The sequence below is a fragment of the Aquirufa originis genome (assembly GCF_042714495.1).
GTDB lineage: Bacteria > Bacteroidota > Bacteroidia > Cytophagales > Spirosomataceae > Aquirufa > Aquirufa originis.
The window spans coordinates 75,278-88,260 of record NZ_JBBKXY010000002.1 but is presented as its reverse complement, the minus strand read 5'-3'; the positions used below and the strand labels follow the sequence as shown (position 1 = coordinate 88,260).

Here is a 12,983-nt window from a genome sequence, read left to right as displayed (position 1 = left end):
TATAGAATTGAATAGGCGAAATTACGCATTTTCTGCAAAAAGCTTCGCCGCAATTTTTGCCGAAGATAAACAAAGCGGAATTCCTCCGCCCGGATGGACGCTGCCGCCTACCCAATACAAATTTTTGATCGCCTTGCGGTAATTAGGATGACGTAAAAACGCTGCGAAGCGATTGTTCGATGCATTACCATAAAGCGCACCACCAGCCGAAGACGTTCTCGCCTCGATGCGTCTCGGGTCTAAATAATCCTCTGCCACGATGTGTTTCTCGATATCTACGCCTAAGTTACGCGACAATTTCTCGATCACATTTTTTCTCATTTTTGTCACCAGCGCATCCCAATCCTGTCCCTCGTTTGCCGGGACGTTCATTAAGATAAACCAGTTTTCGCTACCTGCTGGAGCATCTGATTTCTCTACTTTCGAAGAAATATGTAGGTAAATGGTCGGGTCGTCGTTGATGGTTTGGTCCTCGAAGATGGCCTTGAATTCACCCTGATAATCGTCTGAAAAGAAGATGTTGTGCACGCCTAATTCGTCAAAACTACGGTCCATTCCCCAATAGAAGATGATGCCGGAGCTCGATTTAGGCTGGTTTAATAGCTTTTTAGGTTGTGGTTCTTGTTCTAGAAGTTTTGTGTAACTCGGGCGGATGTCTGCGTTGCAGGCGATGTAGTCAAAGGTATAATTTCCTTTTTCGGTCTCTAATCCGGTCGCAGTATGATTTTCGGTGGTGATGCGGGACACTTTCTCGTTGAAGTGAAAGTCCACACCTAGTTCTTCGGCGAGGCGGTGGAGTGCTCGAGGGATGCTGATGATACCACCTTTGGGGAAAAAGGCACCTATGTTGTATTCTAAATGGGGAATGATCGATAAAGTCGCTGGCGTTTGGTAAGGATCCGAGCCGTTGTAAGTGGCGTAGCGGTCAAAAAGCTGGACCGTTTTCGGGTTAGTAAAACGCTTCGCGTGGGAGCGGTGCATCGTGTTGAAAAGACCTAGGCGCGGAATATTCAGGTAGCCTTTCAGGGCTTTCCGCCCTGTCCAAGTCGATAAAGAATGCAAAGAATTGTCTAAGAAAAGCTCACTGATGATGTGGTAGTTTTCTCCAATCTCGCGCAAGAAACGTGCTACGTTCTCCTCCGATTCGCCCAGTTCCGAAGCAATTGCTGCGGCTGTTTCTGCCGGTGCAGCATTCGTTTGCAAGCGTGTGCCATCTTCCCAAAAGTAGCGGCAAATCTCCGGCAATCGTTCGTAGCTGAAATAGTCACGGGGATTTTTGCCTGCCAGCGTGAACAGTTCGTCCACTAAATGCGGCATCGTAAATAGGGAGGGGCCGGCGTCAAAACGAAATCCGTTTGTCTCGATTTGGGCTAATTTGCCTCCAGGATAGGAATTCGCTTCGAAAACGCTGACTTGGTGGCCCGCCACCGCGCTGCGAATGGCAAAGCCCAAACTACCCATTCCGGATCCAACAATCCCAATTTTTGACATAATTCAAAATTAAGTAAAAAAGAATAAAGCCCTAAATGTTTTTCTCTCCCTGCGCTTTTCCGTAATTTTGCCCGAATTTTAAAATTTTCTATGCTACGTACACATACAAATGGCGAATTGCGCATCGAACACGCGGGCACCGAGGTAACTCTTTGTGGCTGGGTTCAGCGTTCACGAGATAAAGGGGGGATGATTTGGGTGGATCTTCGGGATCGTTACGGGGTCACTCAATTGATGTTAGAAGAGGGGAAATCGTCTGCGGAGGCTTTGGCACTAGCTAGAGGATTAGGCCGTGAATTCGTCGTAGAAGCGAAAGGAATCGTGGTAGAGCGTTTGTCCAAAAACGACAAAATGCCCACCGGCGACATCGAAATCAAAGTAAAAGAATTGCGCGTATTGAATCCGGCGAAATTGCCTCCGTTCTTGATCGAAGACGAGACAGATGGCGGCGATGACATTCGCATGAAATACCGTTATTTAGACTTGCGCCGTAACCCCATTCGCGAGAGTTTGCAATTGCGCCACCACGTGGGCCGCGAAGTGCGTAATTACTTAGATAAGCAAGATTTTATCGAGGTGGAAACACCCGTTTTAATTAAATCAACCCCAGAGGGTGCGCGCGATTTCGTCGTTCCTTCTCGGATGAATCCAGGCGAATTTTATGCCTTACCGCAATCTCCACAAACCTTTAAGCAATTATTGATGGTATCCGGTTTTGACCGTTACTACCAAATTGTGAAGTGTTTCCGAGATGAAGATTTGCGCGCGGATCGCCAGCCAGAATTTACCCAAATCGACTGCGAAATGTCGTTCGTGGAGCAAGAAGATATCCTGCATATGTTTGAGGGATTGATTCGTCATTTGTTCCAAAACGTGAAAGGCCTGGACATCGGTCAAGTGCCTCGCATGACCTACGCGGACGCGATGAAATACTACGGTTCTGATAAGCCAGACATTCGTTTCGATATGAAATTCGTGGAATTGAAAGGTGAGGGCGTGGATTTGACGTCAGGCAAAGATTTCCAAGTTTTCGATGCAGCGAACACGGTAGTAGGTATTTGCGTGAAAGGCGCAGCGGAATATACCCGCAAGCAAATCGATGAATTAACTGATTTCGTTCGCCGCCCACAAATCGGTGCGAAAGGATTGATTTACGCTCGCGTTCAAGCGGACGGCGTGGTGAAATCATCCGTAGATAAATTCTACTCAGAAGCAGATCTATCGACTTGGGCCGCGGCGTTTAACGCAGAGCCAGGCGACTTGATCTTGGTGCTTTCTGGCGATGGAGATAAAGTGCGCAAGCAATTGAACGAACTTCGTTTAGAGATGGGAGCGCGTATGGGTTTACGTGATCCGAATAACTATACCGTTCATTGGGTAGTGGATTTCCCACTATTAGAGTACGGTGAAGAAGAAGATCGCTGGTTTGCGATGCACCATCCGTTTACGAGCCCTAAGCCAGAGGATATTCCATTGATGTTAGCTGGCGAATTCGGCAAGGTTCGCGCAAACGCTTACGATTTAGTTGTGAATGGCGTAGAAGTGGGCGGAGGCTCGATTCGTATCTTCCAAAAAGACCTGCAATCAAAAATGTTCGAAGTCCTTGGATTCACTCCAGAGGAAGCACAAGCACAATTCGGATTCTTATTAGATGCCTTTGAATATGGGGCGCCGCCGCATGGTGGTTTGGCCTTTGGTTTTGACCGTCTTTGCTCTTTATTCGGTGGAACAGATTCGATTCGTGATTATATCGCTTTCCCTAAGAACAACGCTGGGCGCGACGTGATGATCGATTCACCATCTCCACTAGCGCAAGCGCAGTTAGATGAATTGAAGATTAAGACGACGGTTTAGTCGATTAGATAGGAGAAAAAAGGGGGCCGCGCAGCGGCCCCCTTTTTTTATGCAAACTTGTAAATTTAAAAATCGTAATGGAAAACGGGACTTGTCCATTCGCCCGCATTGATATTCAATACTTCCTTGATTTCGCCATGGTGAATATCAAAAACCCAGCCGTGTAAGTGCGGGAATTGTCGATTTGACCAGGCCTTCTGGACGATGGTTGTTTTGGCCAAATTCTGAATCTGCTCTGCCACATTCAATTCAACTAGGCGATTAAATCGCGCCGTCTCATCCGCAATTTCATGTAAGTCCGTATAGTGCTTCTCGTATACCTCCTTGATATTTCGCAGCCACTTATTGATTAAGCCAAAATCTTGATTGGTCATCGCAGCTCTAACTCCACCACAATTATAGTGTCCGCAAACGATAATGTGTTTCACTTCTAAAACTTCCACCGCATATTGTAAAACGGATAGCAAGTTAATGTCCGTATGCACCACCATATTCGCCACGTTTCGGTGTACGAAAATATCGCCCGGATCCGCATGTGTAATTTCCTCTGCTGGAACGCGACTGTCTGCGCATCCAATCCATAAAAATAAGGGATTTTGGTCTTTCGATAAATTATCGAAATAAGTGGGGTCTAATTCTAGCCTTTCGCTAGCCCAAGCTTTATTACTCAGCAGTAATTTTTTGTATTCTTTCATCTTATTTCTTTTTAAGGTCGACTTCGATGCCGCGTTCTGGTGCTGTACTTATAAATTCCTGAATCAATAAATTAATATCGTGGTCCATAAAATGTACTTTGGTTGTATCGATGTACACTTCTGAGCCAGTCGGCATCTTTCTTAGGGCTTCTTTTAAGGACATTTTGTGTAAAAAGGTGACATCTTTCTGAAATTTGATTAGGATTTCATTTCCATTTTGGAAAACGGTGAAAACCGACGAATAATTCGTGATGACCACGAAGATCAATCCCACTAATGTTCCTATGAAAATTCCCCACAGCAAATCAACTCCTACCACCACAGCTACTGTCACCAGAAAGGGAACCCATTGCTTCCAACCTTCTGAAATGACCTTTTTGAATTCCTTGGGATGCGCTAATTTATATCCCGTGTAAAGCAAAATACTCGCTAGGCAAGCCAACGGGATTTTATTCAAATATACTGGCAAAGCTAGGACAGCAACGAGCAATAATACACCATGGAAAAAACCAGACATACGCGTCTTACCTCCGGCATAAATGTTTGTGGATGATCGCACGATCACGGAAGTGATAGGGATTCCACCTAGTAATCCACTACTTATATTTCCGATTCCTTGTGCTAATAGTTCTCTATCAGGTGATGAGATTCGTTTTAAGGGGTCCAAAGAATCAGTCGCCTCTAATGACAACAAGGATTCTAAAGAGGCTACGATGGCCAAAGTGATGGCGACGGAATAAACTTTGGGATTCGGTATAAAACGCCAGTCAGGGGAAACCAAGCCGCCCCAAACTTCGCTACTTGAAGCAAACAAAGGCAGGTTCACCATATGGTCTTTGGAATCTCCTAAATACCAGTTCGGGGCATATGTGCCTAGTAATTCATTGATCCCTATTCCGACTAAAACAACAAATAGGGAGGCTGGCAAGGCATTTAACCAACGAAAAGTGTTACCTAAAGCGGTCCAAGAAAAGAGGATTAGTAAGCCAACAATGGAAATCAAAACAGCTCCTGCTTTTATTGTCGCGAATGAAGCTAAAATTTCAGTAAAGGTGTTCTCTCCATCTTTTTGGTCAAATTCAAACTCACCAATAAAGTCCAAATCATCTCCAATAGCATGTGGTATTTGCTTTAAAATGATGACGATTCCAATCGCCACTAGCATGCCTCTTATGACAGACGAGGGGAAAAAGCCACCAATTTTCCCCATTTTTAAGAGCCCTAAAGCGACTTGAATGAGACCGGCAATAATAACGGCTACTAAAAATCCAGGAAAAGATCCTAGGTCAGTAATAGCCGTGGCGACAATAATAGTTAAGCCTGCCGCAGGTCCGCTGACAGAAAGCTCTGATCCGGATAACAGCGAAACGAGCGTTCCGCCCACAATTCCAGCGACAAGGCCGGCTAATAATGGAGCACCTGAGGCTAGTGCAATTCCTAAACAAAGGGGTAAGGCGACTAAAAAGACCGCTATTCCTGATTTCCAATCCCCTTTTAAAAAGGATTGAATATATGCTGATTGTTTCATAAGGTTGTTTAAATGGTTTGTAAAAAATCAATTAAACAACGAAATCAGGAGGGGTTACAGGTGAGTTTCTGAATCCCGATGTTAGGACAACACGTAATTCATTTTGGGACTCTAACGTATACCCGTAAGAGAACATGTAAACAGATGGAGTCCAAATGATTTCTGCATCTTCAGAAGCATCATCATCTTCATAATCTTCATCATCTGAGTCCATTGGCGGAATCTGCAAAGGCTTTCGTTGTGATACGGGTTCATTGCCCTGGAAAATAACCTTAGATTGTTGGTCTCTTTCTTGAATCAGTAAAGGCTCCGTCGAGTCGAATTTGTCCTTACCAAATCTCCACTCTTTCTTCAAGCGGCCACCACTCCCAAACTCGTGGTATTCTCTCCAACGACCTACTTTTACACTGTCGTCCATTCGTCCATCCTCCTTTAAACTACCATTCGGATAGAAGAAATAATAGGTGCCGCGGACTTTACCATATAATCGCGGAATGACTTCTTTGATTTTCTTTTTAGCCGCATCGTAATACGCGATATGTGATCCAGCGGTATATCCTTTTTCGTAGTAGACTTTATTCTCTAATTCATTTTCGGGACCATAGGTTTCCCAACGTCCGTCTTTTACACCCATGAAGTAAAAACCCTCTTCGATGAGTTTTTGGTTGACGTATTTTTTGAAGGGGCCGTGGCAGATTTGTGCGTTTTTCGCCTCTTTCGTAGGGATAGAAACGACACGGGATTGAGAGGGGTCGAAGATGAAAATTTCCGAAGCATAAGGGCTTAATGCCTCATCTTCTACGTATTTTACCACATTTACCTCTTCCACGGTCATTCGAACGCCACTGCCATAATTGCCCAGTTTGCGTTCTGTTTTAATGCCAGCATATTCGTCGCGAGCTTGGAGTTTTTTCTTCGCCGTTTTGACGATTTTTTTGCCTAAATCCTTAACTCCTAAACTCTCAATAAAGGCCTTGCTATCTTCTTTGAATTTCTTCGCTTCAGCGGCTTTGTTTTCTAAGCCGGTGGAAAGGCGGCCGTTTAATAAACCCTTTTCGTGAACCGAGGTGTCTATGAGTGGCTTGTTCGTGTTAATAGCCCGATTCTGCGCTTGAACACGTAGGTTCAAACAAAGCAACAAACAGAAAAGGGCAACGCGTAAAAGCATAGGGTAGACCTAAAAATATTTCCCAAAACTACGAATTAAACTTATTACCTGACGGACTTTGTGTATTTTTGCAAGGATTTTTTGAGGCCTTATTTGATTCATTCATTGGAAAAACAAGCAAAAATATATGTAGCCGGGCACCGCGGCATGGTGGGTTCTGCTATCGTTCGGAAATTACAGAAAGAAGGATACACGAATTTAGTGCTGAAAACCTCGGCGGAATTAGATTTACGTGACCAAGTAAAAGTTGCCGCCTTTTTCGCGGCAGAGGAACCCGAATACGTCTTTTTGGCAGCGGCTAAAGTAGGTGGTATCGTGGCGAATAATACGTACCGTGCGGATTTCTTGTATGAGAATTTGGCCATCCAAAACAATATCATTCACTCTTCCTTTGTCAATAAGGTAAAGAAATTGCAGTTTTTAGGCTCCTCTTGTATTTACCCTAAATTAGCCCCTCAGCCTCTTAAAGAGTCGTATTTGTTAAGTGGGTATCTAGAAGAAACAAATGAACCTTATGCCATCGCGAAAATCGCCGGCATCAAAATGTGCGAGGCTTACCGCGCACAATATGGCTGTGATTTTATTTCCGTGATGCCTACAAATCTGTATGGCCCGAACGATAATTACGATTTAGAAAATTCTCACGTCTTACCTGCCATGATTCGCAAGTTTCAGGAGGCCAAAGAACGAGGAGATGCGTCGATGACTCTTTGGGGAACTGGTTCGCCGATGCGCGAATTCTTGCATGCGGACGATTTAGCGGAGGCTTGTGTCTATTTAATGGAAACCTACAGCGACTCAGAACTGGTAAATATTGGTACGGGAATCGATGTGACGATTAAAGAGTTAGCAGAGACCGTGAAAGAAATAGTGGGCTTCACTGGCAGTATTCAATGGGATACTTCGCGTCCAGATGGCACGCCGCGCAAATTGATGGATGTGTCTAAATTGCATTCATTAGGTTGGAAACATAAAATTGAATTGAAAGAAGGAATCGCACTGGCTTACCAGGACTTCTTAACGAATGTCAGTATCAGAAAATAATGGAGGAGAAAGAGTGGTTTAGTACCTGGTTTGATTCCCCCTATTACCATATCCTGTATGCCCAACGGGATGAGACAGAAGCCCAGGATTTTATAGGCTCACTTCAGCGTAATTTACACCTGGAACCCGGTGCTCGCGTTCTCGACGCGGCTTGCGGAAAAGGACGCCACGCCATCACCTTAGAGCAATTAGGCTTCTCGGTCGATGCCTTTGATTTATCTCCTTCGAACATTGAGGCTGCTCAGGCCTTTGAAAATAAAAATCTTCTATTCTTCGTACATGATTTGCGGGAGCCCTTGCCCTTGCAAAACGAATACGATGCAATCTTTAATTTTTTCACGAGTTTCGGGTATTTTGACGATCAGCAAGACAATCAAAAAGCTTTCAATACCTTCGCCGGCGGATTGAAAGAAAACGGCTTATTGGTTCTGGATTTCTTCAATCCCACCTATGTACTAGCGAATTTAGTGTCCACAGAATCAGTGGAACGCGCGGGAATTACCTTCCACATCAAGCGCTGGTCAGAGGCCGGATATTTGTACAAATCCATCGATTTTAGCGATGAAGGCAAATCCTATTCCTTTGTGGAAAAGGTAGAGCTAGTGGCTAAAAATGATTTCGTTACTTATGCGGCTCAGGCAGGTTTACAATTAGTCGACTTAAAAGGCGACTACCACTTAGCTGAGTTTAATGAGCTGACCTCGCCTAGAATGATCTTCACTTGGGCTAAAAAATCGAATTAATTTTTCTGGAATTTGATGCTCACTTGGTTTTCTAATTCTGGGAAACTGATCACATAATTACCTGTCGTCAAAGCAGAGATATCTAAACTTAATCTGTTATCTCTGCTCTCTACTCTATAATCTCTAATCTCCTTTCCTTGCATATCACTAATGCGCACGCGGATGTTAGCCGCTTGAAAAGCACTAGGAATTCCGATATGCAGCACTTCTGTTGCGGGGTTAGGGAAGGCATAGAAAGTAGCAAATGGATTGTCTGGAGTTGCCGCTAAAATCGTAATGCCATAACTCGCAGAGGCTAAGCAGCCGTTGATGTCTTTTAGTTTTACTTTATAAACCCCATTCGCTGTTGGTTTGTAGGTGGTGTTAGTTGCGCCAGAAATCGCCACGTCATTAAAGTACCATTGGATGTCATTTCCAGTGGAGGTAGTTAGCGTACCTTGATTAAAGGTAATTAAAGGTTCTAAGGGGTTAGTCGTCGTCACCGAAGCGGCAGGTGATACAACGGGGCAAATGCCATTAAAGCTGGAATTTAGGGTATAGGCTCCTGAAGTATTAACCTCTAATTTATTCGTTGTTGCACCTGCGATGGCTGTTCCATTTTTAAACCATTGGTAAGTAGGTGTTCCGGAGGCAGGCGTTCCCGTTAACGTGATTTTGTCCCCAGCACAGATGGTGGAAGCTCCTGTTGGACTAACGGCTACGACTGGACTTTCCCCTGTAGTTACGGTTACTTGTACTTTCGGGCTAGGGCAGGCGTAAGATTTGAACTTCATTCCGTATAAATAATAATACCCGGATTGGATTTCAGCGCCACTGTAAAGCGCCCCTGTTAATTTTAAAACGCCCGGTATGGCGTAGGGATAACCAATATTAGTAGGTGCATTTACGGTATCGGCAGCGGTTCGATTGCTGCGGAAAATCGACGCGCCGTTTGAGCAGACGTGGGATAAAAGGTAATTTCCGGCTTTCGGGAAAGGAAGGTTTAGAATAACTTTTTGGCCCGGATCACTTTTATCGTCAATTAATTGACTGCTGACAGTAGTGGAATTTGCAGTTGTTCGAGTGGCTGTTAGGTCTTTCGAAACGGAGGCAATTAATTCGCCCGTGTCTTTGTCGAAAATTCCGAAAGTTACCGTTCCAGAAGTTCCGATATACACCGTTGCTGATTCTAAAATAGTGGGTTGGCTCACAACGAAAATGGGTTCAGGGCCAAAATTGCCGTAATAACTTCCTCCCCCAAAATCCGCCTTCGATGCAGGTCCCATCGTGCCACTAAAATTGTCGAATGCTGCATAAAAGGTCCCTATTGAGGTGGTCTTAAAAGAGGCTCCAGCACCTAAAAGTGTGGATCCATTGTACCAAAGTGGGCTGCCATTTGTTGTCGATAAATTTAGCTCAGAGGCTCCGCTACATACGGTTCCTGTCACCACGGGAGCGGCCGGGCTTTCGATCGTTTTGCTGATGCTCACTAAATCGTTTGAGGTGTTTTGGTCTCCTGCTAATTGCGATTTTAAACTGAAGGTATAGCTCGTTCCAGCCATCAGTGTTGCATCGCCTGCCAAGGTTACATCGATCTCTCTCCCAGACGCTAAGCTACTTATGGTCCCCGTTGCGGTACCTACAAGCGTAGCGCCCGATTTGATTTCTAGCAATACCGGAATATTGGTTTGCGTAAGAGACCCCGCGTTTTTTATGCGAGCAACAAAACTCGAAGCACCAGTTGTTGCGCAAAATCCAGCCGTTGTTTGTGCAATAGATACCGCCGTAAAGTCTTTTGAAGCCTGCAAAATCTGTAAGGCATAATCCTTCGTTTCGCCGGAGGAAATGCTTCCACAGGAGGTGGCAGCTCCAGAGGAAGCGACCCATCGAATGCGGTAAAAATTGTCTTGTTTTAGTGTGCTAGGGATCGAAATAGTCGTTGCATTCGAGACGGAATTATACAATTCCTCCCCCGAATCGGTAAAGTCCCCATCTTGGTTCCAATCGCCGTACAGGCGGATTTGGGCTGTGGAATTTCCCGCAAAAGTAAATTTCACAGGGAGCGTCGAACCTAGTTCGGCTTTAAAGGCTGGGGTTAAACCTGTGGAATCTTTCGTCGTTCCTAAGGTAAATGTTTGGAAGTTTGTCGTGGTGGTAGTGGGTGCCAAAGCACAATAAGCCGGGCCACCTATCCCAGAAACGGCTAATCCAAAATCCTGTAAGACATTCTTTAGAACGCCTTTGTGGCTCACAGTTACCGTGAATGTTTGGCCAGGCATCGTATTGTTGATGACAATTTGTTCAACGTTGTCGCGAATATTATCTCCAGGAACGGCTAAGGCATCCGGTGTGGCTGGATCCAAAGTGAAAGGCAAATAACTCGATGATCCACTCGTTAATCGAATGTCCAGGTCATTGACTAAACGTGGGGTCCGGTCGTTTAGCGCAGAAGAGGTGCTTGCCTCTGGGTCTGTCCAGGCAATGGTCGCTTTTATTGGCCCATTTCCGGAGCTGGTGATGGTATAGGTTTTGGTTTCACCTTGGTTTAATTTCCCCTCTGTTAACAAGTGTGCATTCCCTTCATTTTTTAAAAGGGCTGCCGCTTTGTCCATTTGAATAAGTCCAAAGCCTGATTTATAGTCAGGACCCACCGCCTCCATATCCAACGCCGTATGAATAGCCACCGCTTTCAGTGTGGAAGCAAGCATGAACCGATTATTATTTAAACGATTGTATAATTGTTGAATTAGAAACAAAGATCCAGCCGCTTGGGGAGATGACATCGACGTTCCGCTCAGGGTTGTGTAGCCTTTGTCCCCTGAATTGCTCGTGGAAAACATACTTGTCCCTATAGCCATTACGTCCGGTTTGATTCTTCCATCGTCTGTGGGACCCCAGCTTGAAAAGTTCGAAAGTGTCACATCTGCCGCTTTCATTGGAATCAAGGAACTCAATGCGGCAGCACCTACCGTTAAGATATTTTTAGCCGTTCCTGAGGTAGAAATGATGTCGTAGCCATCATTTTTTGAACGAGCTTTGTTCGAGGAGTCGGAAGAAGTTTTTAGAAAATAATATTCTCCTGAAGCGGGTCCATTTTCGTTTCGACTATTTCCCGCTGATTTAACGATCAGGTAATTAGGAGCGTTATAGGCGATGCGATCCCAGGTTTGGGTATTGGCATCATACAAACCAAATTTATAATCTTCCGTCGTACTCACCGCATCGTTTCCCCACCACTGCCATTTCTTTTTGGTCTCATCATATACCCAGCCCGCTTGGTAACCATAGGAGTGGTTACTGATAAGTAGAGAAGTGGAGGCCGTACTAATTTCAGAATTGTCATTCGAATAGTCCCAAACCTTCAGGTCCGCCTCATAGGCCATTCCTTTCGCTGATGGACTCACGCCACCTGCGACCAAAATTCCAGCCACGTGAGTGGAGTGCTCATTAGTACCGGTGATGGTTTGTTGTGCCACGGCTCTTCCTCCAAATTCCTGGTGACTCGTCAAGACGCCACCGCCGTCCCACATGCCTAGTTTCCCTTTGATGGAATCTGATTTTCCAGTAATACCGATGTTCAATGATCCTCCTGGATATAGGAGGTTAGTTTTGGTCATTTTAGCGGCTTGTGCATTGGATTCAGGTCGTAAATACAGTGCTTCGCCTATTTCTGAGAAGCCTTGAAAAGTCAGCGTACGCCCTTTTCCGATGTTTTGTTGCAAGGGAATCCCCTTCTTTTTAGCTAAAGCCTGATCCCCGCGGTAAATAGAATCTTGTTGCATTCCAAAGCGCAAGGCACGTTCTTTTCTAGAGGCATCTTGTGCCCAGACGGAAAAACTTAACAAGAAAAGAAGTACTATTTTACCCTTCATACAGCGTTCAATTTACGCAATTATTTGATCTCTACCTTAAACGTTTTTCGGTGGTAAATTGTTAGACCTTTTTCCAGAATGGCTCTGCGGTGTTGCAAGGTGGGATAGCCCGCATTTCGTTCCCAACCATAGTCAGGGTGTTCTAGGGCCATCTTTTCCATTAGTTCATCTCGATGCGTCTTCGCAAGAATGGAGGCGGCTGCAATGGAAAAATACTTCGAATCTCCCTTCACAATACAGGTATGCGGGGTTAAGGGGTAGCTGTAAAAGCGATTTCCATCGACTACTAAATGTTCAGGCCGATGTGTTAACTGATCCACCGCCAGGTGCATCGCCAAAATACTCGCCTTTAAAATGTTGATTTCATCAATTTTCGCCGCATCCACTTCTGCGATGGCATAGTCGATGGCATATTCCCGCACTAAACGTTTTAGTTCGTTGCGTTGGCGCAGCGTCATCTGCTTCGAATCCGTCAAGAACGGATGGTGAAAATCCCGGGGTAAAATTACTGCTGCCGCTACAACCGGCCCCGCTAAACAACCTCTCCCTGCTTCATCTAAGCCAGCTTCTAGCCCGATAGGCGCATAAAAGGGGAGGAGCGCAGCCATC

9 protein-coding genes are annotated in these 12,983 nt (G+C 45.1%); 3 read left to right on the top strand and 6 right to left on the bottom strand.

Annotation, left to right across the window (positions count from 1 at the left end):
• Positions 1-21: 21 nt before the first annotated feature.
• Positions 22-1,491: a 1-hydroxycarotenoid 3,4-desaturase CrtD gene (gene crtD, locus SKC35_RS05765; protein ID WP_377978469.1), complete on the bottom strand. Its 1,470-nt coding sequence runs from the start codon at positions 1,489-1,491 to the stop codon at positions 22-24.
• Between the two features lie 90 nt (positions 1,492-1,581).
• Between crtD and aspS the strand changes: the two genes are divergently transcribed.
• Positions 1,582-3,345: an aspartate--tRNA ligase gene (gene aspS, locus SKC35_RS05760; RefSeq protein WP_377978468.1), complete on the top strand. Its 1,764-nt coding sequence runs from the start codon at positions 1,582-1,584 to the stop codon at positions 3,343-3,345.
• Between the two features lie 65 nt (positions 3,346-3,410).
• On the opposite strand, the gene SKC35_RS05755 is transcribed toward aspS, so the two are convergent.
• Genes SKC35_RS05755 through SKC35_RS05745 form a run of 3 tightly spaced genes read right to left on the bottom strand, consistent with a single transcriptional unit; the run spans position 3,411 to position 6,736 of the window.
• Positions 3,411-4,040 carry a carbonic anhydrase gene (locus SKC35_RS05755; RefSeq protein WP_377978467.1) on the bottom strand — a complete coding sequence of 210 codons (630 nt, stop codon included), beginning with the start codon at positions 4,038-4,040 and terminating at the stop codon, positions 3,411-3,413.
• A gap of 1 nt (position 4,041) precedes the next feature.
• On the bottom strand, positions 4,042-5,568 hold the full coding sequence (locus SKC35_RS05750) for a SulP family inorganic anion transporter (protein ID WP_377978466.1): 1,527 nt from the start codon (positions 5,566-5,568) through the stop codon (positions 4,042-4,044).
• Between the two features lie 31 nt (positions 5,569-5,599).
• Entirely contained in the window at positions 5,600-6,736 is a 1,137-nt protein-coding gene (locus SKC35_RS05745; RefSeq protein ID WP_377978465.1) for a toxin-antitoxin system YwqK family antitoxin, read from the bottom strand.
• A 105-nt stretch (positions 6,737-6,841) separates the two neighbouring features.
• Between SKC35_RS05745 and fcl the strand changes: the two genes are divergently transcribed.
• Both fcl and SKC35_RS05735 read left to right on the top strand, forming a co-directional pair.
• The gene (gene fcl / locus SKC35_RS05740) at positions 6,842-7,780 is read left to right on the top strand and encodes a GDP-L-fucose synthase (protein ID WP_377978464.1); all 939 of its coding nucleotides are present in this window, start codon (positions 6,842-6,844) and stop codon (positions 7,778-7,780) included.
• Complete coding sequence (locus SKC35_RS05735; protein ID WP_377978463.1) at positions 7,780-8,523, top strand: class I SAM-dependent methyltransferase; 744 nt, start codon at positions 7,780-7,782, stop codon at positions 8,521-8,523. Before fcl ends, SKC35_RS05735 begins: the two co-directional genes overlap by 1 nt.
• Here the strand turns inward: SKC35_RS05735 and SKC35_RS05730 are convergent.
• Together SKC35_RS05730 and SKC35_RS05725 are read right to left on the bottom strand one after the other, a co-directional pair.
• Positions 8,520-12,374 (bottom strand): S8 family serine peptidase, encoded by a 3,855-nt coding sequence (locus tag SKC35_RS05730; RefSeq protein ID WP_377978462.1) that lies wholly within the window; start codon positions 12,372-12,374, stop codon positions 8,520-8,522. The two genes, SKC35_RS05735 and SKC35_RS05730, sit on opposite strands and share 4 nt — an antisense overlap.
• Before the next feature lie 20 nt (positions 12,375-12,394).
• On the bottom strand, positions 12,395-12,982 hold the full coding sequence (locus SKC35_RS05725) for a ribonuclease HII (protein ID WP_377978461.1): 588 nt from the start codon (positions 12,980-12,982) through the stop codon (positions 12,395-12,397).
• Between the last annotated feature and the right edge of the window lies 1 nt (position 12,983).